Source organism: Kushneria sp. AK178, assembly GCF_053903105.1.
Window position 1 is genome coordinate 1,873,684 of sequence record NZ_CP096381.1, and the last position, 20,472, is coordinate 1,894,155.

The following is a 20,472-nucleotide window of genomic DNA, read 5'->3' on the forward strand; positions in this document are numbered from 1 at the left end:
CCTGCTTCAAAATCGATCATGACGCTTCCTCGAGGGCGTCGAGCACATGCGCCTCGAAATCGACGTTGGAGTAGACATTCTGGACATCGTCCAGATCTTCCAGTCGGTCGAAAAGCGCCACGACCCGACGCGCCGTCTCGACATCATCAATGCTTGAATAGCTGTCGGGGAACATGCCCACTTCGCTGCGCACGACCTCGATGTCGGCCCGATCCAGGGCATCGCGTACCGGGCCGAAATCCTCGGGCGTGGTCACGATTTCAAGCGTGCCATCCTCCCGGGTCTGAACATCCTCGGCGCCTGCTTCCATGGTGGCCTCGATTACACGCTCTTCCGAGGTGCCGACCGGCAGCACGATCCGGCCCTGCTTGTGAAAGAGAAAGGCCACGGAGCCGCTGGTGCCCAGATTACCGCCCTGCTTGTTGAAAGCGGTGCGCACGTCCGAGACGGTTCGATTACGGTTATCGCTCATGCACTCCACCAGAATCGCCACGCCATCGGGGCCGTAGCCCTCGTATACCAGCTCTTCCATGGCATCGCTGTCGCTGTTGCCGGCCCCGCGGGTGATGGCGCGCTCGACGGTGTCGCGTGTCATGTTGTTGGACAGCGCCTTGTCGATCGCGGCCCTGAGACGCGGGTTATCCTCGGGCGCGCTGCCGCCCTGACGCGCCGCCACGGTCAGCTCGCGAATCAGGCGTGTGAAGATCTTGCCCTTTTTCGCGTCCTGAGCGGCCTTTCGATGCCTGATGTTGGCCCATTTACTGTGTCCGGCCATGGCACTTCTCCTTCACCCACTTGCCATTACTGAGGCAATGACGTCATACAAAAATACGGGTGTGCAAGGCACACCCGTATTAACTCTAACACTCCCGACACGCTGCGACAGAAACGGTTCGTTTCAAATCGCCTGCAGATCAGGGCGTTGTGTTGTCGGACGCTTTCTGGCGCAGACGAATATGCAGTTCCTTGAGCTGCTCATTGCTGACCGCCCCCGGGGCTTCGGTCATCAGACAGGCAGCACTTTGTGTCTTGGGAAAGGCAATCACGTCACGAATGGTGCGCCCGCCGGTCATGAGCATGACCAGACGGTCCAGGCCGAAGGCCAGGCCACCATGCGGCGGCGCGCCGTGCGCCAGACCGTCCAGCAAAAAGCCGAACTTCTCGCGTGCTTCCTCATCGCTGATGCCGAGGGCTTCGAATACCTGATGCTGCATCTGCTGATCGTGGATACGAATCGAACCGCCGCCCAGCTCGGTACCGTTGAGCACCATGTCATAGGCCCGGGACAGCGCGTTTTCCGGATCCTGCTTGAGGGTTTCCGGGTCGCAGGCCGGCGCCGTGAACGGGTGATGCAGCGCTGCCAGCCGGCCGCTCTCGTCCCGCTCGAACATGGGAAAATCCACTACCCACAGCGGCGCCCAGGACTGCGTATAAAGATCAAGGTCGCTACCCAGCTTTACTCGCAGCGCACCGAGCGCTTCGTTGACGACCTTCGCCCGGTCGGCGCCAAAGAAGAGAATATCGCCGTCTTCGGCACCTGCCCGGTCCAGAAGCGTTTCGATCACGCCGTCCATGAACTTGACGATGGGTGACTGGAGGCCTTCGATGCCCTTCGAACGGTCGTTGACCTTGATCCAGGCCAGCCCGCGCGCGCCATAGATCCCGACAAAGCTGGTGTACTCGTCGATCTCCTTGCGAGTGAGCTTCGCGCCACCCGGGACCCGGAGTACGGCAACACGACCATCATCGGCATTGGCCGGGCCCGAAAAGACCTTGAAGTCGACATCCTTCATCAGATCGTCAACGTCGACAAACTCCAGCGGAATACGCAGGTCCGGCTTGTCGGACCCGTAGCGACGCATGGCGTCATGCCAGGTCATGCGCGGGAACTGCGGCAGCGACACCTCAAGGACTTGTGAAAAGAGACGACGAATCATCTCTTCAGTGATGCCCATGACATCGTCTTCTTCCACGAAAGAAGCCTCGATATCGATCTGGGTGAACTCCGGCTGACGATCGGCGCGAAGATCCTCATCGCGGAAGCACTTGGCGATCTGATAATAGCGATCAAATCCGGCCACCATCAGCAGCTGCTTGAACAGCTGCGGGGACTGCGGCAGCGCGAAAAACTCGCCGGTATGAGTACGGCTGGGCACGAGATAGTCGCGCGCCCCTTCGGGCGTGGCACGGGTCAGGATGGGGGTCTCGATATCCAGAAAACCGTTGTCTTCCAGATAGGCACGAACGCTGTGCGTGATGCGCGAGCGCAGACGCAGGCGTTCGATCATCTCCGGACGACGCAGGTCGATATAGCGATGCTTGAGGCGGACATCCTCACCGACCCTGCCATGCTCGTCGAGCTGGAAGGGCGGCGTTACCGCCGTGTTGAGCACCTCGACCTGCGTGGCCAGCACCTCGATCAGCCCGGTAGGCATGTTGGCATTCTGGGTGCCTTCCGGACGCATGCGAATACGGCCGGTAATACGCAGTACATACTCGCTGCGGGCACGATCGGCATTGGCAAAGGCATCCGGAGTGTCCGGATCAACCACCACCTGTGCAACGCCATCACGATCACGCATGTCGAGGAAAATCACCCCACCATGATCGCGGCGGCGGTGAACCCAACCGCAGAGTGTGACTTCCTGATCGACAAGGCTTTCGTTGAGCTGGCCGCAATAATGACTGCGCATCTTTAATCCTGTGTTGTAACGCTTGATGTAATACCTGAGCTGTTTTAATGCCGGAGGTCCAAAGTAACCTCCGGCACGGGGCCATCCCCCGGGGCCACGTCAACTGTCGGACGCGCCGCCCTTGTCTGACTTGCTGTCACCGGCAAGGTTACGACGACCGGAGCTCTTGAAATCGGTCTCGTACCAGCCGCCTCCCGAAAGCCTGAACCCTGCTGCCGAAATCAGACGCTCGAGGGCGCCTTCGTGACAGGAAGGGCATTCAACCAGAGGAGCAGCCTCAATTTTCTGAATCTTTTCGAGACGCGTACCGCAGGCGCGGCACTGATATTCATAAATCGGCATGGCCTTTCATACCCGATATTTAATGTTACCGCAGGTGCCGCCGGGCGACCTGCTCCTGCCGGAACACAACACCCATTCACTAACGGATATCAGCCCCGAAGTTTCGTTGACGCATCAGACGCCTGACACGACGATAGAGTCTTTCACAAGGCGCGCATTATAGCGCGGCAGGCATCATGATGGGCAAGGAGTGCACAACCATGAAGGCAGTAATTCTCGACGGCGATACACTGGGCAGCGACATTGACCTGTCTCCCGTTTCCAGCCTGATCGATCAGCTCGACTGCTGGGGCATCACCCGACCTGACGAGGTGGCAACACGTCTTGATGGCGCCACCATTGCCATTACCAACAAGGTCGTCATTGACGACGCCATCATGGCGGCGCTGCCCGATCTGAAAATGATCGCTGTCACGGCCACCGGCACCAATAACATCGACATGCAAAGCGCCCGCGAACGCGGTATCAGCGTGGCCAATGTCGCCGGTTATGGTACGCGAAGTGTGGCACAGCACACCCTCATGATGATGCTGGCCCTGGCCAATCGCCTTCCCCTGTATCAGCGCGACGTCGCCGACCACCAGTGGGAAGCAGCGCCCTTTTTTTGCCTGCAGGGCCACGCCACGATGCAGTTGGCCGGCAAGCATCTGGTCATCGCCGGCAGCGGTGAGCTGGGCAACGCCGTCGCCGAGCTGGCCCGCGCATTCGGCATGCAGGTGAGCTTCTGTGCTCGCCCGGGCGCCGACAATGATGATCGTCCGGCGCTGACTTCGCTGCTGCCACAGGCGGATGTGGTCTCGCTGCACTGCCCCCTGACACCCGACACACATCACCTTATCGGCCGTGACAATCTGACGCTCATGAAACCGCAGGCGCTTTTGATCAACTGCGGCCGTGGCGGCCTGATCGATGAGCAGGCAGCGCTTGAAGCCCTGCAGCATGATCAACTGGGAGGACTTGGAGTCGATGTTCTGCCGGTTGAGCCCCCTCGTGAAGGGCATGCACTGATCGATGTCCTGACGCAGACACCTCTCAACCTGATCGTAACACCACACAATGCCTGGATATCGCCGGAAGCGCGACAGAACATCATCAATCTAACGGCCGATAATATTCGCAGCTTCCTCAAAACCTGAGGATCATGCCACTTTCCTGAAAGGCTTTATTCAAGGTAACGGTATAAAAACGACTTACGTTTACTTACCTGATGACTGCGAAAATAAGTGTTGATGCCATGCAGCACTCGGCATAATCCTTTGGTCTAAAAAGGGGTCTGATACTCATGAACACAGGCCCCCTTGATACCGCAGGTATGTGACGACAGCATGGAAGCACTCAATCAACATCTCTTTCTGGTCATGAATGCCCAGCCTCAGAGCCATTCTCTGATCGTCTGGTTTGCCATCGTCATGGCGCAATACGCTATTTTCAGTATCCCCCTGATCATGATCGCGGGCTGGCTCAGGAGGGATGAGCATCATCACAAGGTAATGCTGACAGCTCTGCTGGCAACCGTTGGTGCCCTGCTGATCAATCATCTGATCGGCTCTCTGCTCTGGTATCACCCTCGCCCCTTTGTGATGCCGCTGGGCCAGACGCTGATCCCGCACGCCCCCACGCCGTCCTTTCCCAGCAATCACATGACGATCATCTCCACGGTGGCCTTCAGCTTTATCCTGCGCCCCTCACTGCGCCGGATGGGTCTGGCACTGACCATACTGGCCTGCCCCATTGCCTGGTCACGCATTTATCTGGGGGTCCATTTTCCGCTGGACATGCTGGGCGCCGTCATCGTGGCAGGCCTTGCCTCCGTCATGATGCTCTGGCTACAGCCGCTGTACATCGAAAGACTTTATGCGCTGACGCGCGGACTCCATCGCCTTGTTTTTGCACCGTTGATTGCTCGCGGCCTGCTCCACCGGTAATGCCATGCCGGCCTCATGACAGCCCGCCTGGAGCGGGCCTTTTTACGGCATTTCCTTTTCTACGGAAGCCGGTTACGCAGGAACATGACACTTATGTCAGACTTGCATTACAGTATTTTCAGCGACTTAAAGAAGTGCCGCCGCCATTGGCGCGCTCATTTTCTTTCAGGTACAGACGTGGAGCCCCTGCATGACACACACCATCATCTTTGACACTGACCCGGGCGTTGACGATGCGCAGGCCATCGCGTTGATCATGGCCCATCCGGATATCGAGGTGCTGGGTCTTACCACCACCTTCGGCAATGTCCGCGTCGAGACGGCAACCCGCAATGCGCTGCTGCTGACCGAGCTGGCCGGCCAGTCGATCCCTGTCGCTCAGGGGGCGGACTACCCGCTGGTCAAGACGCCCTATCCGGTACCGGCGCACATTCACGGTGCCGACGGACTGGGCAACCAGACGCTCGACACGCCTTCCGGCAAGCCTCATGAGCTCAGCGCGGCGCAGTTCATTGTCGAAAAGACCCGTGAACGACCGGGCGAAATCACGCTGATGGCCGTGGGGCCGCTGGGCAATCTGGCCATGGCCATCGCGCTTGATCCCGATGTCGTCAACCGCGTCAAGCAGGTGATCATCATGGGCGGGTCGGCAGCCCGGGGCGGTAACGTAACGCCTTTGGCCGAAGCCAATATCTTTTCGGACCCGCATGCCGCCAAACGCGTTTTGACCGCTGACTGGCCGCTGGTCATGGTCGGCCTTGATGTCACGCTGGATACGGTCATCACCCCGGATCGCATGGCGCGAATCGCAGAAGGTCAGGGCGCGCTGGGCAGGGTGCTGTCGCAGAGCTATGACTTCTATGCGGATTTCTATCGCAGTGCCATCGGCCTGGACGGCTGCTGCCCGCACGACAGCTGCGCCGTGGCGTGGCTGGTGCATCCGGAGTTTTTCGAAACCGTCAGCGGTCATCTGGATGTCGTGACAGAAGGCGCAGCGGAAGGCCAGACCATTTTTGCCCCCGCCCAGCGTCAGTACGTCAGCGACCGCTGGTCGCAAACGCCGGCCGTTCAGGTCTGCATGAACGTGGACGGTGACGCCGTCTCCAGCTGGATCGAGCAGACCCTGACCGCATCATCCAACGCATGATCGTCACGTCATGACAGGGAGGTAGCAGTGAGCACGACAGCCGATGAAGACACGCCGACACTGCCGGACAGCAGCCGGGCGTGGGCGCTCTTTCTGGATCTGGATGGCACGCTGGTCGAGCTGGTGGATCACCCTGATGATATTGCCGTGGATGATGCACTCACAACGCGGCTCAAGACCCTGACCACTCTCCTTGACGGGGCAGTCGCGGTGATCAGCGGTCGCGCCATCGATGATCTGGACAGGCATCTGAGCCTGCCCGGACTGGCCATGTCGGGTCAACACGGCGCTGAATGGCGCGACAGTCAGGGAGAGCGTCACATTGCCGGGCATCACCAAAAAGCGCTTGAAGCGGTCCGCCAGCGCGTCAGAAAGCAGGTGGAACGTGATGAGGCGCTCTATCTTGAAGACAAGGGCGCCAGCCTTGCCCTGCATTATCGCCACCGCCCCGAGGCGGGTGACATACTCAAGCGAGAGCTGACCGCCCTGGTCGATGATCATTCGGACGTTCTGGAACTGCATCAGGGCAAGCTGGTTTTCGAGATCAAGGGCCATGGCTACGACAAGGGCACGGCCCTTGAACGCTTTCTGTCAGTGCCCCCTTTCTCGGAGCGCTGCCCGGTCTTCATCGGCGATGACCGCACCGATGAAGACGGCTTTCGCACCGTCAACGCCCACCAGGGCATGGCGATCAAGGTCGGTACGGGTGACACCATTGCCGGCAGCCGATTGAAGGATCCTGAAGCCGTCCATGAGTGGCTTGATCAATGGATTACCCTGTTACAACGCTCATGAAGGCATCACAGATTTCACGGAGGAAACCTTGAAGCAACTCATCGTGGTATCCAATCGCGTCCCCTCGCCCGACAAGGACAGCGGCAGTCAGGGAGGACTGGCGGTCGGCGTCATGAACGCCCTGAGCCGTACTCGCGGGCTCTGGATGGGCTGGAACGGCCAGCTGGTGGAAGACGCAGAACAGCATACCCCCCAGAGCTATGACAACGAGGGGGTCCAGTTTGCCACCTTCCCGCTGACCGAACAGGAGCATGAGCTGTTCTACGTCGGCTACTCCAATGAGGTGCTCTGGCCCCTCTTTCACTATCGCTCTGACATGGTCGAGTATTCGCGGGAAAAGGACGCCGGCTATCAGCATGTCAACGAGCGATTCGCTCGTCAGGTCGCCGGTCAGGTGCCGGATGACGGCGATGCCTCCATCTGGGTGCACGATTACCAGCTGCTGTCGACCGGCCACTATCTGCGCACGATGGGCGTGGAGAGCCCGATCGGCTTTTTCCTCCATATTCCGGTGCCGCCTTGGGAGGTATTTCGCATCCTTCCGCATCATGAGCGCATGATCGAGCATCTATGCGCCTATGACACCATCGGTTTTCAGACCGCTACCGACCTCGGGCACTTCCTCGACAACGTCGAACGCAGCGGCGTGGCGCGCGTTGAAGGCAACACCGTGATCTTCGATCACCGGCGTATCAATACCGGCGTCTTCCCCATCTCGATCGATGTGGATACCGCTCGGGAAATGGCAGAGAAGGGAGAGCAGTCCTCGCGCAGCCACCGCCTGAAGGAATCCCTGCAGGGCGGCCCGCTGATCATCGGTGTCGACCGGCTTGACTACAGCAAGGGGCTCTACAAGCGCTTTCAGGCCTTCGAGCAGCTACTGGAAAACACCCATACGCGCTATGGCAACGTGACCTATCTGCAGATCGCCCCGCTTTCAAGGACCGGTGTGGAGCGCTATGCCAGCCTGCGCCGCGAGCTGGAGCGCATCGCCGGCCATGTCAACGGCCGTTTCTCGACCTATGACTGGATGCCCCTGCGCTATCTCAACACCGGCTATGACCGGGAAACCCTGATGGGCTTCATGCGCCAGAGCCGTGTCGGACTGGTCACGCCCCTGCGTGATGGCATGAACCTGGTCGCCAAGGAGTATGTCGCGGCTCAGGACCCCGAGGATCCGGGTGTTCTGCTGCTGTCCAACATGGCCGGCGCCGCCGAGGAACTGGACGGCGCCATGCTGTGCAACCCCTTCGATGTCGAGGAGATGGCCGATATGCTCGACGCGGCGCTTTCCATGTCGCTGGAAGAGCGCAAGGAGCGCTGGCAGCGTCTCCACAGGGTCATCAGCACCAATGACATCCACCGCTGGGGAGAACGCTTCATCACGGCGCTGGATCAATCCGCAGCCGCCAGGCACGCTGACAGCGAGTAGTCACGCCGCCACGCCCCATCAAAAACGCCATGCCTTGCCGGCATGGCGTTTTTAATACTTCCGGACACAGCGCCGTATCAGCGGGTCTGGAAATCCGACCACTGCTGCGGCGCGATCTCCTCGCTTGTGACCTGATCCACCCGACTGGCAGATGGCCCTGTCTCGAGCCATTCGATCAGGGCCGTTACCTGCTCATCATTGCCCGCAACGCCAACCTCCACGCTGCCGTCATCGCAGTTTCGGGCATACCCTGCGACACCCAGTTCATGAGCACGCTGTACCGTAGCCTGACGAAACCCCACACCCTGTACGTGGCCGGCGACTCGAACCTGCATGTATCGCATGACCTTTCTCCCTGCTGCGAATGTTGTTATAGAGCCTGGCACAGCAACACGGAGATGCGACACGTCATCTCCCGGGCACCTCATTCCACTCCGGAAGCTACATTTTCAGAAAATCACGCGGCAGTTTCTGCAGCTGATGCCACAACCGTTCGACATCGGGCTTGTGTACCAGCGAGCAGCGATAGAGTCGAATATCCAGCGGGATGTTCCATTTCTCGTCACCGGCACGCACCAGCCGCCCGGAGGCCAGCTCTTCATGAATGCAGAAATCCGGAATCCACGCCATGCCCACTCCCTGCAGCGCCATGCCCTTGAGACCCTCCGCCATGGCGGTTTCATAAATGGTGCGCAGGCGCAGGCGCAGCGGATCGTTTTTCAACAGCATGCGAACGCTGCGCCCCAGGAAAGCGCCCTGGGTATAGGCCAGATGCGGAATGTTCTCGCCGGCCTCGAGATCGAACAGGGGATTACCATGCTCATCCGGTACGCAGACCGGCAGCATGCAGACCTGCCCGATCGAGAAAGAGGGAAAGACTTCACTGTCGAGCTGCATGGTGGCATAGGGGTCATGATAGGCCAGCATCAGATCGCAGTTGCCGTCGCGCAGAACATGGATGGCGTCGCCGACGTTCATGGCAATCAGCCGCGTCGGCAGCTCGCCGACGCCCTTTTGCAACCGGGAGATCCAGCGCGGGAAAAAGGCCAGCGCCAACGAGTGCGCCGCCGCGATGTCCAGCGCTTCATCGGCAATGTTCAGACCGCGCAGATGACTGATGCTCTCGTTGAGCTGCTCCACCAGGCTGCGGGCCGTCACCAGAAAGAGCTGGCCTTCCGAGGTCAGACTGACGGGCGTGGTGGAGCGGTCGACCAGCATGACCCCGGTGGCCTGCTCAAGCGCCCGGATGCGGCGGCTGAAGGCAGGCTGGGTGACATGCCGGCGGCGAGCGGCGGCGGAAAAGCTGCGTGTGGCATTGAGTGCCACGAAGTCTTCCAGCCATTTGGTTTCCAGATTCAACGCGTCGTCCCTGCCTTGTTTATCCGCCTGATCCCATGGAGCGTGAGGGCGGGATTTTAACCGTCCCGGGCCGGCAAGTGATAGGCTGCCTGTTCTGGATATGACACACCCCACCACAACACAAAAGAGTCGATCTCATGTCCTCGAACACGCATACCCGCGCCGGCATCCCCCTCTGGCAGAAAATCATGGCAGGTCTGGTACTGGGGGTTATCGTCGGCTGGCTGCTTGGCGATCACGCTCAGTGGCTTTCCCCCATTGGCGAACTGTTTATCAACGCCATCCGGATGCTGATCGTCCCGCTGGTCTTCACCTCCCTGATCAGCGGCATCGTCTCCATGGGGGATCCGGCCAAGATGGGTCGAATCGGCGGCAAGGCCGTCGCACTCTATCTGGTGACCACGGCCTTCGCCATTTCGCTGGGCCTGCTGGCAGCCCTGATATTTCAGCCCGGCATCGGGGTCGAGATGCAGATGGACAACAGTGTCTCCCCCAATGATGCCCCGACCCTGACCGAGATTCTGGTGGGACTGGTACCGACCAATCCGATCAGCGCCATGGTGGATGGCAATATCCTGCAGATCATCGTCTTTGCCATTGCCCTTGGCATCTCGCTGGTACTGATCGGCGAACGTGGCCAGCCGCTGATTCGGGTCATCAATTCGACTGCCGAAGCCCTCTACAAGCTGACCGCCCTGATCATGGCCTGCGCCCCGGTTGGCGTGTTTGCCCTGATTGCCGTGGTGGCCGGTCAGTATGGACTTTCCGTACTGATTCCGCTGATCAAGGTCATCGGGGTCGTCTATCTCGCCTGTATCCTGCACGTGCTGGTGATTTACAGCGGCCTGCTGTCGCTTCTGGCCCGACTCAACCCGGTGCGCTATCTGACCGGCAGTCTGGATGCCATCGTGGTGGCCTTTTCTTCGGCCTCCAGCGCCGGAACACTGCCCGTCTCCATTCGCTGCGCGCGTGAAAGGCTGGGCATTTCACAGGGGGTGGCAGGCTTTGTGCTGCCGGTGGGGGCCACCATCAACATGGACGGCACCGCGCTCTACATGGGGGTCGTGGCCCTGTTCGTGGCGCAGTTGACCGGCACCGACCTGAGCATGGTCGACTATGCCATGATCGTGTTGACCGGCACCCTGGCGTCGATCGGCACCGCCGGCGTCCCTGGCGCCGGTCTGATCATGCTGTCGATCGTGTTTGCCCAGACCAGCCTGCCGCTGGAAGCGCTGGGCCTGATTGCCGGGATTGATCGCATTCTGGACATGGCGAGAACCGCGGTGAACGTGTCGGGCGACATGATGGTGACCACGTTGATCGGCAAGAGCGAGCGCGAGATCGATCTGGACACCTACAACGCCCGATAACCCCCGCCGGATCGGCATGTCGACGCCTTGCCCCCCGCTCCCGGCCTCACCGATTACTGAATCGGTGAGGCCAGATACGCCGCCCGCGCCGCCAGCTTGTGCCACAGCGGGCGCCTCTGGATCTCCTCGAGCGTTACCTGTCGACAGCTGGCAAAGTCGGCTTCGAGCATCTGCGCCACGTCGGCGGCAAACGCCCGATCGGCCACATAGGCCGTCACCTCGAAATTGAGTCGAAACGAACGGTTGTCCAGATTCACCGTCCCCACCGCACTGGTATGGTCATCGATCAGAAAGGTTTTCTGGTGCAGGAAGCCGGGTTGATAACGGTATATTTTAACGCCGGCGCGAATCATTTCGCCCAGAAACGAAAACGCCGACAGGAACACCAGCAGGTGATCGGGCCGTTCCGGCATCATGACCCGTACATCGACACCGCGCAAAGCCGCCAGCTTGAGCGAGTCCTGCACGCCCTGATCCGGCACGAAATACGGACTGGTGACCCAGAATCGCTCGTTGGCCTGGTTGATGGCGTGCTGAATCAACAGACTGGCCGTTTCCAGCGGATCCGAAGGTCCGGAAGGCACGATCACCACATGCTGGCGCGCCTCGCCCGGCGCCTTGCGCGGATGCCAGGCCAGCGACAGGATATCGCCGGTGGCCCAGTGCCAGTCCTCCCAGAAGGATTCCTGCAGACCCAGCACCGCCGGCCCGACCAGCTTCAGGTGGGTATCGCGCCAGTGGCCGTGCCTTTTGCTCTCGCCACGATACTCGACCCCGACGTTGAGACCGCCCACCCAGCCCTGACAGCCATCCACCACCATGATCTTGCGGTGATTGCGAAAATTGACCTGAAAGCGGTGCCGCCAGCCCTTTGAGGAACCGAAGGGGCTTACGGCGACCCCTGCTGCACGCAGCTCTTCAAAATAACGATCCGGCATGGCGTGCGAGCCGATCTCGTCATACAGGAAAAACACATGCACGCCGCGTTCGGCGCACTCGATCAACCGATGCTTGAGCGCCTGCCCCAGCGCATCGTTGCGCACGATGAAAAACTGGATCAGAACGTAATCCTCGGCCTGATCAATGCCCTGAAACAGGCTGTCAAAGGTGTCATGCCCGTTGACGAGCAGCTGACAATGGTTGTCACCGGTCATCGGCAGCATGGCAAGTCGTTCCACGGCACGAAGCCGGGCATCCTCGGGGTGAGCAAAGGCCGGCTCCACCAGCGTTCGAAACTGATCCAGCACGCGACGCAGTGACGTGTCGCGCTGCTCGCGCGCCGAGACATAGCCATAAAAACGCGGCCGCCCCAGAAACCAGTAGGCAGGGATGGCCAGATAGGGAAAGGTGATCAGGGAGATGATCCAGGCGATGGCCCCCTGGGAGGTGCGACTCGACATCAGTGCCATGAGGCCCGACAGCGCCCCCAGCAGATGCAGACAGATAATGAACAGACCGCCCAGCAAGGCTGTCATGTTGGGGTTCCACCCTTGTCGTTGAAGCAGAGGGCGGAGCATAACCCACTATGACATATGGGTCATTTCCCCTGATGGACCAGCGCCTTCAAAAGGATCACGGCCCGTGCTGACAGCGCGGACAGTCATAGAGCCGACGCGAGGCCACCATGCGCTTCTCGATGGGGGTGCCGCAGGCGTGGCAGGGTTCGCCGGCGCGGTTGAATACCGCATGGCGCCAGCGCCCTCTTGGCTCGCCGGCCTCGATCATGGGCTCACGCCATGCCCCGAGACTGGTCACACCGGCATGACGCCAGGCACGCGCCGTGACGTCCAGAATCTGCTCGGCCAGACGACGACACTGCGAGGCGTCGAGATCCATGGGCCGATAGCGCTCGTGCAGGCCGGCAAAAAAGAGGATTTCCGAGCGCAGATAATTGCCGATACCGGCATAAAAATGCTGATCCAGCAGCAGCGCGCCCAATCGACGCCGCATGAAGCGCGCGTCCTGAAGACGAGCCACAACATCCTCAACGCTGACATGATGGGTGAGCAGATCAGGCCCCAGCTTCGATAAAAACGGGTGCTGATCAAGCTCTTCACGACGCCAGAGCGAAATATCGGAGGCGCTCATCAGCCACGCCGAGTGGGTCGCAGTGCTCAGGCGAAGACGCGGCGAGCGTTTGCCGGCAGGCTCACTGTCGCGGCGCATGATACGCCAGACACCGTAGAGCTGGTTGTGCGAGTAGATGACATGATCATCTTCAAAGCAGGTCAAAAGCGCCTTGCCCCAGCTGTCGACGCTTGTGACCTTCTGCCCTTTGAGACGTGCCTCGAACGGCCTGAGTCGATCAAAGGCGAACCAGATATCCTCAATGGTGCGTCCCGCCAGCACCCTGCCGAGCCGGTCGGCAACACGTCTGATTTCGGGTCCTTCCGGCATGGTTTGACGTCCACTGTCCTGGTAATAACGAATTTTCAACGACCCACTGCCCCGTCTCCTCCCTGACACGGGGCATCGAGCGTTATTTCAGCTCGATCAGACGCGCATTGAGCGTCTGCATCTGATCGCGCAGCGATGCGGCGGTTTCGAACTCGAGGTTCTGCGCGGCCTCATGCATACGATCCTCGAGCTTTTTGATCTCGCGATTGACATCATCAAGGCTCATTTTGCCGATGGCTTCAGGCGTATACTGCCCCTCGGACTCGGCGACCCGGCGATCGTCCTGGCGCTTGCCGCGTTTGGTGCCCGGGGCCTGCGCTGCTTCCATGATGTCCGCCACGTTCTTGGTGATGGTGCGCGGCGTGATGTTGTGCTGCTCGTTGAAGGCAAGCTGCTTCTCGCGACGTCGCCCGGTTTCGTCCATGGCCCGCTGCATTGAGCCGGTCACGCGATCGCCGTACAGAATGGCCTTGCCGTGGGCGTTACGAGCCGCACGCCCGATGGTCTGGATCAGCGAGCGTTCGGCGCGCAAAAAGCCTTCCTTGTCGGCATCCAGAATGGCCACCAGCGAGACCTCCGGAATGTCCAGCCCCTCGCGCAGCAGGTTGATGCCCACCAGCACATCAAACTTGCCCAGCCGCAGATCACGGATGATCTCGACACGCTCGACGGTATCGATGTCCGAGTGCAGATAGCGCACCCGAATGTCATGTTCATCAAGATAGTCGGTCAGGTCTTCAGCCATCCGCTTGGTCAGGGTCGTGACCAGCACCCGCTCACCCACCTCGACGCGGGCCTTCACTTCGGAAAGCAGATCATCCACCTGGGTACTGGCCGGCCGCACTTCGATTTCCGGGTCAACCAGTCCGGTCGGGCGTACCACCTGCTCGACCACCTGACCGGCATGCGCTTCTTCATACGGCCCGGGCGTGGCAGAGACAAAAATGGTCTGTGGCAGGATGCCCTCCCACTCCTCGAACTTCATGGGGCGGTTGTCCAGCGCCGAGGGCAGTCGAAAGCCATACTCGACCAGCGTCTCCTTGCGCGAGCGGTCGCCCTTGTACATACCGCCCACCTGCGGGACGCTGACGTGGGATTCGTCAATGAACACCAGCGCATCGTCGGGCAGATAGTCAAAAAAGGTGGGTGGCGCCTGGCCCGGGTCACGACCGGAGAGATAGCGGGAGTAGTTTTCGATCCCGTTGCAGTAGCCAAGCTCCAGCATCATCTCGATGTCATAGAGCGTGCGCTGCTCGAGACGCTGGGCCTCGACCAGCCGGTCATGATCGCGCAGGTACTTGAGCCGGTCGGCCAGCTCCGCCTTGATCGACTCGATCGCCTCGAGAATCGTTTCACGCGGGGTGACGTAGTGTGTCTTGGGATAGATCGTCATGCGCGGCACCTTGCCCCGTACCTCACCGGTCAGCGGATCGAACAGGCTGATGGTATCGATCTCGTCGTCGAAGAGTTCCACGCGCACCGCTTCATCCTCGGCGTCGGCCGGGAAGATATCGATAACGTCGCCCCGCACGCGGTAGGTGCCGCGGCGGAAATCGGTGTCGTTGCGGGTGTACTGAAGCTCCGCCAGCCGACGCAGAAAGTCACGCTGGTTGATCAGCTCGCCGCGATTGAAGTGTAAACGCATCTTCAGATACTGATCCGGGTCACCCAGACCATAAATGGCCGATACAGAGACCACGATCAAGGCATCGCGACGCTCCAGCAGCGCCTTGGTGGCCGACAGGCGCATCTGCTCGATATGATCGTTGACCGAGGCATCCTTCTCGATGAAGGTGTCCGACGAGGGCACGTAGGCCTCGGGCTGATAGTAGTCGTAGTAGGAGACAAAATACTCGACGGCGTTGTCGGGAAAGAACGCCTTGAACTCACCATAGAGCTGCGCCGCCAGCGTCTTGTTGGGCGCCATGACAATGGTCGGACGCTGCAGGCGCTCGACCACATTGGCCATGGTGAAGGTCTTGCCCGACCCGGTGACCCCCAGCAGGGTCTGATGCGCCAGGCCGGCATCCAGCCCCTTGATCAGCCCGTCGATGGCCGCCGGCTGGTCACCTGCCGGCTTGTAGTCGGAGGCGATGCGAAACTCACGATTCATGAGCACTCCGTGCAGGTAGCGAAAAGGTTGGGTATTACGGGGCCACCGCACATACGCTGGCCGATAAACGGCGTTATCGCCGAAAGCGTAGTCGATAGAAGGCACAGCGGGGCGACGGATACGCGTCAGAGCTGACGCTTGTTGCCCATATGATGACAGACGCGGGGATTTGCAAGGCATGCCGCCTCGAAACGGCGGCATGTCTTACGGCAGGGTCAAAACACTGCGAAGGATTATCCAGCCTGTTCGGGCACGAATGCCTCGTCAGGGGCCGGCAGTCTCCCGGCGGCTCAGGCCCCCCCCAGATGGGCGCGCGTGTCGATCTCGATCTGCCCGGACGTCATCAGCTTCTGGATCGGGCACTGCTGCGACGCCTCCAGAAGACAGTCGCGGGCCTGGGCACTCAGATCACCGATCAGACCGATATCGACCTGCAATCGATAATGCCCGTCACGCTCGTCACTGCTGTCGCGGGTGACGCGAACGCTGACGCCGTCCAGCGGCATCTCCTTTTTGCGGGCATACATCAGCACGGTCATCGCCTTGCAGGTCGCCAGCGAAACATCGAAATAGTCATGCGGATCCGGCGCACTCTCCTCGCCGCCGGCACTGGCCGGGGCATCGGCGTAAAGCGCATCATGATCGTTGAATACGATGCGCTGCCGCAGCGTTCCCTCACGCTCTGTTTCAACAAGAATACTCATCGTCGCTTGCTCCCCCGGACCGTAATGCAGGGCAGATATCGCTTATCCGGCGCCCTGACTCAAACGCTTTAACGTTTTGACGAAAAACCCAGCTTCTCGATGACCTCGACCACGCGCCCCGGCTGAACCCGCCCTTCGACTTCGAGCCATTCACGAGCGACCTGAACGGTATCCACGCCATCGAGTTCCATCAGGGCCGTGGTCAGCCGATTGACGTCATCGGAATCCTTGAGGCCGCTGAGGGTAAATGTTAACGCCATGACGTCCTTATCTCCTGGTAGTAATGCAATGGTTGCCGCTGCTTGTAAAGTGGGCCCCTCGCCCAGATATGCCCTTCATATGGAAACGGCAATCGGGCAGGTCAACCCTGCGTCATTGGCACCGTTTGCGCAAATTTTTCTGGAGTCACCATGAGCCATCCGCACCGGCAGACCTTTCTGCAAGAGTTATCCGCCGAGCAGTCGTTGCCGCCGCAGACAGGCCCCGACCCTGATCTGCAGCACGATACGGCCCTTGTCCCGCTCGATGACCGGGTCATTCTGGAAGTTCGCGGCCCCGACAGTGACAAGTTCCTGCAGGGCCAGGCGAGTGCTTCCACCGCGCACGCCACCGCAACCATCGCCCCGCCGGCGGTCTTTTGTACCCCCAAGGGTCGAGCCATCGCCAATGTCCAGATCATCAGGGTGACGCCGGAGTGCTTCTGGATGCTGCTGGAGCGCAGCATTGCCGAGGCCCTGCACCAGCATCTGGCCAAATTCGCGGCGTTTTACAAGACCGAGCTGACCCTGCGCGATGATCTGGGCATCGCCGGTCTGGCCGGTCATCAGGTCAGTGATCTCCTCGGCGATGCAACGGTCGACCTGCCACAGACCATGTGGGGGGCGCGCGTCAACGCCGATGAGCAGCTGGCCGTTACCCGACATCCGCACGATACGATGCGGGTGGTGGTGATCGCCCCGCACGACAGACTTGCCACGCTGCTCGGGACAGCGCCGATCAGACCGACGCTTTCATCCGCCGAACTGTGGCAGCGGCTGGATATCGAGGCCGGGCTGTTATGGCTTGACGAGTCTCAGCGCGAGAAGTGGCTGCCACAGATGTTCAACTGGGAAGCGCTGGCGGGCATCAGCTTCAAGAAGGGCTGTTATACCGGTCAGGAAGTCGTGGCCCGGGCGCACTACCGCGGTCAGGTCAAAAAGCGCCTGATGCGGCTGTCCATACCGGGAGAGACGCCACTGGCGTCAGGCACTGACGTCATGGATGCCAGCCGGGAAAAGTCTCTGGGCGAGGTCGTGCTCAGTGCACCGACGGCCGGCGATCAGGTGGCACTGCTGGCGATCATGACCATCAAGGACGACATGCCGCCTCTGAGTGTCAACGGCCAGACGGCGCACCTGATGCCGCTACCCTACGCGCTGGAGCGGCTTGACCCGGAAACCCTGTCCGACTGAGGCCGAAGGCTGCGCCGAGCCATGCGCCGGCGCAGCATCTCCCCGGCCTTTCCCGCCTCATTTCACTTCTGACACGCCAAGGGTCTGCTTTCTGACTGCCGATGCGGCTATGTCGTGGTGGGCGTTGCTGCTTCGGCGGTTTCCAGCACGGAGGTACAGCTGGGGCAGCGGGTCGCCTGAACCGAGATGGGTGTCACACAGTAGGGGCAGTTGCGAACGGTCGGTGTCGTGGCCGGCACGGCCTCCTCCCTGCGTGCCCCCAGCTCGCGAATGCGGTGGATGTTGCGAATCAACAAAAAGCAGACCATGGCCACCAGCGTGAACGAGATCAGGGCATTGAGGAAAATGCCGTAGTTGATGGTCACCGCACCGGCCGCCTGCGCCTCCGCCAGGGTATTGTAGGGGCCTGCTGCCCCAGCACCCTCCTTGAGCACCACGAACAGGTTGGTGAAATCGATCCCCCCGGTGATCAGGCCCAGCACCGGCGTAAAGACATCCCGGACCAGGCTATTGACGATGCCGGTAAAGGCCGAGCCGATGATGATCCCCACCGCCAGATCCACGACGTTGCCCTTGACGGAAAAATCGCGAAACTCCCTGAAAAATCCTGGCATGCCATACCCTCCCGGGCTCAAATGTCATCCCGGGTGGCCGCATGTCGGCCACCCCGCCGCTATCAACAGCACTACTGTAGCGAATGCCTATAAAGACGCACCGGCAGGCTACCCTGGCGCTCAGTGCTCACGCGTGGCATCGAAGGAGAGGTCGGGCCAGCGCTCCTCCATCAGCTGCAGATTGACGCGAGTGGGCGCCAGATAGGTCAGGTGCCCGCCGCCATCGATCGCCAGATTGGTGCTGACCTTGTTGCGCAGCTCGTCGATCTTGCGCTCGTCACCATGGATCCAGCGAGCCGTCTGAACGTTGACCGGCTCGTAGATGCAGTCGACCTTGTACTCGTCCTTGAGACGGTGCGCGACCACGTCAAACTGCAGCAGGCCGACCGCCCCCACGATCAGGTCGTTGTTGTCCAGTGGCATGAAGACCTGCGTGGCCCCCTCTTCGGAGAGCTGCTGCAGTCCCTTCTGGAGCTGCTTGGTCTTGAGCGGGTCCTTCAGGCGCACGCGGCGAAAGAGCTCGGGGGCAAAGTGCGGAATACCGGTGAAACGCATCTGCTCGCCGCTGGAGAAGGTGTCGCCGATCTGGATGGTGCCGTGATTGTGCAGCCCGATGATGTCACCGGGCCAGGCCTCCTCGACATGCGCCCGGTCAGCGGCCATGAAGGTCAGCGCATCGGCAATCTTGACGTCCTTTTTGATGCGCACATGGTGAATCTTCATGTTGCGCTCATACTTGCCGGAGCAGACGCGCAGAAAGGCGATCCGGTCGCGGTGGCGCGGGTCCATGTTGGCCTGGATCTTGAAAACGAACCCGGTAAAGCTGCCATCTTCGGAGGAGACTTCCCGCACGTTGGTCTCGCGCGGACGGGGCGACGGGGCGTACTCGACGAAACCATCGAGCATTTCACGCACGCCGAAGTTGCCCATGGCCGTGCCAAAGAACACCGGCGTCAGCTCGCCGCGGCGGTAGGCCGCCAGATCGAACTCGTGCGAGGCACCCTGTACCAGCTCGATCTCGTCGCGCAGTTCGGCAGCCTGTGAGGCACCGAGTGCCTCATCGACCTCCGGATTATGCAGTCCCTCGATCCGGACATCCTCCGGAATGCGGTTGCCCTGCCCCTGACGATAGAGATGGACCGTGTCATTGATCAGGTGATAGACGCCACGGAAGTGACGCCCCATACCGATCGGCCAGGTCACCGGCGCACAGGCGATATTGAGCACGGTCTCGATCTCGTCCATGACCTCGATCGGGTCGCGCGTGTCACGGTCCATCTTGTTGATGAAGGTCAGGATCGGCGTGGTGCGCAGCCGGCAGACCTCCATCAGTTTGATGGTGCGGTCCTCGACCCCCTTGGAGCCGTCCACGACCATCAGCGCGGAGTCCACCGCGGTCAGCGTGCGGTATGTATCCTCGGAGAAGTCCTCGTGCCCCGGCGTGTCCAGCAGATTGACGATGCGATCCTTGTAGGGGAACTGCATGACGGAGGTCGTCACGGAGATACCGCGCTCCTGCTCCATTTTCATCCAGTCGGATGTCGTGCTGCGGTCCTGACGCTTGCTCTTGACGGCGCCGGCCACCTGAATGGCATTGCCGAACAGCAACAGCTTTTCGGTGATGGTGGTCTTGCCCGCATCAGGGTGGGAGATGATCGCAAAGGTTCTGCGAAGGCTGGCTTCCCGGGCGATCCGGGTATCGGTCATGGATGTTTCGGTAGTCATTAAGTACACAGTCTGTACGTGGACGGGTTTGTTTGCATTCTACAGGCAGTGCCGAGCGCGGGGATAGAAGCTCTGACGTATCGCTCGTGACCGCCGGACTGCAGGCACTAAAAAGCCGACCCCGGCAGGAGTCGGCTAAAAGGGTATGGCTCGGGTGCGAGTCATCCGATATCAGGGCTGATACGGCGGGGTCTGTTCCGGCGGCACCTCGGGCGGTGGCTGCGCCGGCGGGGGATCCTGCAGCGGTGGATCTTCCCGTGGCGGCTCCTCGACCGGCGGCTCCTGCGGCTGCGGCGGTTCCTCGGGCGGGGAATGCGGCGCCGGGTCCGGCGGCTGGACCGGCGGTTCGCTCATGGCCATCCAGGGCATGCAACGAGCATCAACACGGGATTGCATCATCATGAT

The 20,472-nt window shown here is 60.7% G+C and carries 20 protein-coding genes; 7 read left to right on the forward strand and 13 right to left on the reverse strand.

Features of this window, described 5'->3' with window-relative positions:
• Nucleotides 1–16: 16 nt before the first annotated feature.
• The 3 genes from M1D97_RS08470 to M1D97_RS08480 form a co-directional block, all read right to left on the reverse strand.
• Nucleotides 17–775 (reverse strand): YebC/PmpR family DNA-binding transcriptional regulator, encoded by a 759-nt coding sequence (locus tag M1D97_RS08470; RefSeq protein WP_456267307.1) that lies wholly within the window; start codon nucleotides 773–775, stop codon nucleotides 17–19.
• A 139-nt stretch (nucleotides 776–914) separates the two neighbouring features.
• A complete protein-coding gene (aspS, locus tag M1D97_RS08475) occupies nucleotides 915–2,693 on the reverse strand; it encodes an aspartate--tRNA ligase (RefSeq protein ID WP_456267308.1) in 1,779 nt (592 codons plus the stop codon).
• Between the two features lie 99 nt (nucleotides 2,694–2,792).
• Complete coding sequence (locus tag M1D97_RS08480; protein ID WP_456267309.1) at nucleotides 2,793–3,035, reverse strand: FmdB family zinc ribbon protein; 243 nt, start codon at nucleotides 3,033–3,035, stop codon at nucleotides 2,793–2,795.
• Between the two features lie 200 nt (nucleotides 3,036–3,235).
• Here M1D97_RS08480 and M1D97_RS08485 point away from each other — a divergent pair, with 200 nt between their 5' ends.
• From M1D97_RS08485 to M1D97_RS08505, 5 genes are all read left to right on the forward strand, one after another.
• Entirely contained in the window at nucleotides 3,236–4,171 is a 936-nt protein-coding gene (locus tag M1D97_RS08485; RefSeq protein WP_456267310.1) for a D-2-hydroxyacid dehydrogenase, read from the forward strand.
• Nucleotides 4,172–4,360: 189 nt separating this feature from the next.
• Nucleotides 4,361–4,960 carry an undecaprenyl-diphosphatase gene (locus M1D97_RS08490; RefSeq protein ID WP_456267311.1) on the forward strand — a complete coding sequence of 200 codons (600 nt, stop codon included), beginning with the start codon at nucleotides 4,361–4,363 and terminating at the stop codon, nucleotides 4,958–4,960.
• A gap of 190 nt (nucleotides 4,961–5,150) precedes the next feature.
• Nucleotides 5,151–6,107 (forward strand): nucleoside hydrolase, encoded by a 957-nt coding sequence (locus M1D97_RS08495; protein ID WP_456267312.1) that lies wholly within the window; start codon nucleotides 5,151–5,153, stop codon nucleotides 6,105–6,107.
• Between the two features lie 27 nt (nucleotides 6,108–6,134).
• A complete protein-coding gene (gene otsB, locus M1D97_RS08500) occupies nucleotides 6,135–6,902 on the forward strand; it encodes a trehalose-phosphatase (protein WP_456267313.1) in 768 nt (255 codons plus the stop codon).
• A 28-nt stretch (nucleotides 6,903–6,930) separates the two neighbouring features.
• On the forward strand, nucleotides 6,931–8,334 hold the full coding sequence (locus tag M1D97_RS08505) for an alpha,alpha-trehalose-phosphate synthase (UDP-forming) (RefSeq protein ID WP_456267314.1): 1,404 nt from the start codon (nucleotides 6,931–6,933) through the stop codon (nucleotides 8,332–8,334).
• Between the two features lie 77 nt (nucleotides 8,335–8,411).
• On the opposite strand, the gene yccX is transcribed toward M1D97_RS08505, so the two are convergent.
• Nucleotides 8,412–8,678 carry an acylphosphatase gene (gene yccX, locus M1D97_RS08510; RefSeq protein WP_456267315.1) on the reverse strand — a complete coding sequence of 89 codons (267 nt, stop codon included), beginning with the start codon at nucleotides 8,676–8,678 and terminating at the stop codon, nucleotides 8,412–8,414.
• 97 nt (nucleotides 8,679–8,775) lie between these two features.
• Nucleotides 8,776–9,693, reverse strand: coding sequence for a LysR substrate-binding domain-containing protein (locus tag M1D97_RS08515; protein WP_456267316.1), 918 nt, complete (start codon nucleotides 9,691–9,693; stop codon nucleotides 8,776–8,778).
• Between the two features lie 137 nt (nucleotides 9,694–9,830).
• Between M1D97_RS08515 and M1D97_RS08520 the strand changes: the two genes are divergently transcribed.
• Nucleotides 9,831–11,063 carry a dicarboxylate/amino acid:cation symporter gene (locus M1D97_RS08520; protein ID WP_456267317.1) on the forward strand — a complete coding sequence of 411 codons (1,233 nt, stop codon included), beginning with the start codon at nucleotides 9,831–9,833 and terminating at the stop codon, nucleotides 11,061–11,063.
• A 53-nt stretch (nucleotides 11,064–11,116) separates the two neighbouring features.
• On the opposite strand, the gene cls is transcribed toward M1D97_RS08520, so the two are convergent.
• The 5 genes from cls to M1D97_RS08545 all read right to left on the reverse strand — a co-directional run bounded on the left by cls (nucleotide 11,117) and on the right by M1D97_RS08545 (nucleotide 16,537).
• Nucleotides 11,117–12,538: a cardiolipin synthase gene (gene cls / locus M1D97_RS08525; protein WP_456267318.1), complete on the reverse strand. Its 1,422-nt coding sequence runs from the start codon at nucleotides 12,536–12,538 to the stop codon at nucleotides 11,117–11,119.
• Between the two features lie 97 nt (nucleotides 12,539–12,635).
• A complete protein-coding gene (gene nei / locus M1D97_RS08530) occupies nucleotides 12,636–13,460 on the reverse strand; it encodes an endonuclease VIII (RefSeq protein ID WP_456267319.1) in 825 nt (274 codons plus the stop codon).
• An 82-nt stretch (nucleotides 13,461–13,542) separates the two neighbouring features.
• Nucleotides 13,543–15,573: an excinuclease ABC subunit UvrB gene (gene uvrB, locus M1D97_RS08535; RefSeq protein ID WP_456267320.1), complete on the reverse strand. Its 2,031-nt coding sequence runs from the start codon at nucleotides 15,571–15,573 to the stop codon at nucleotides 13,543–13,545.
• Between the two features lie 290 nt (nucleotides 15,574–15,863).
• Complete coding sequence (locus tag M1D97_RS08540) at nucleotides 15,864–16,277, reverse strand: OsmC family protein (protein ID WP_456267321.1); 414 nt, start codon at nucleotides 16,275–16,277, stop codon at nucleotides 15,864–15,866.
• Between the two features lie 68 nt (nucleotides 16,278–16,345).
• A complete protein-coding gene (locus tag M1D97_RS08545) occupies nucleotides 16,346–16,537 on the reverse strand; it encodes a heavy-metal-associated domain-containing protein (protein WP_115853187.1) in 192 nt (63 codons plus the stop codon).
• 150 nt (nucleotides 16,538–16,687) lie between these two features.
• On the opposite strand from M1D97_RS08545, the gene ygfZ reads away from it, so the two are divergent.
• Entirely contained in the window at nucleotides 16,688–17,728 is a 1,041-nt protein-coding gene (gene ygfZ / locus M1D97_RS08550) for a CAF17-like 4Fe-4S cluster assembly/insertion protein YgfZ (RefSeq protein WP_456267322.1), read from the forward strand.
• Between the two features lie 107 nt (nucleotides 17,729–17,835).
• Here the strand turns inward: ygfZ and mscL are convergent, their stop codons facing one another.
• The 3 genes from mscL to M1D97_RS08565 all read right to left on the reverse strand — a co-directional run bounded on the left by mscL (nucleotide 17,836) and on the right by M1D97_RS08565 (nucleotide 20,469).
• Nucleotides 17,836–18,342, reverse strand: coding sequence for a large conductance mechanosensitive channel protein MscL (gene mscL, locus M1D97_RS08555; RefSeq protein WP_456267323.1), 507 nt, complete (start codon nucleotides 18,340–18,342; stop codon nucleotides 17,836–17,838).
• Nucleotides 18,343–18,462: 120 nt separating this feature from the next.
• On the reverse strand, nucleotides 18,463–20,049 hold the full coding sequence (locus M1D97_RS08560) for a peptide chain release factor 3 (protein ID WP_456267324.1): 1,587 nt from the start codon (nucleotides 20,047–20,049) through the stop codon (nucleotides 18,463–18,465).
• A gap of 189 nt (nucleotides 20,050–20,238) precedes the next feature.
• Nucleotides 20,239–20,469: a hypothetical protein gene (locus tag M1D97_RS08565; RefSeq protein WP_456267325.1), complete on the reverse strand. Its 231-nt coding sequence runs from the start codon at nucleotides 20,467–20,469 to the stop codon at nucleotides 20,239–20,241.
• Nucleotides 20,470–20,472 lie beyond the last annotated feature (3 nt).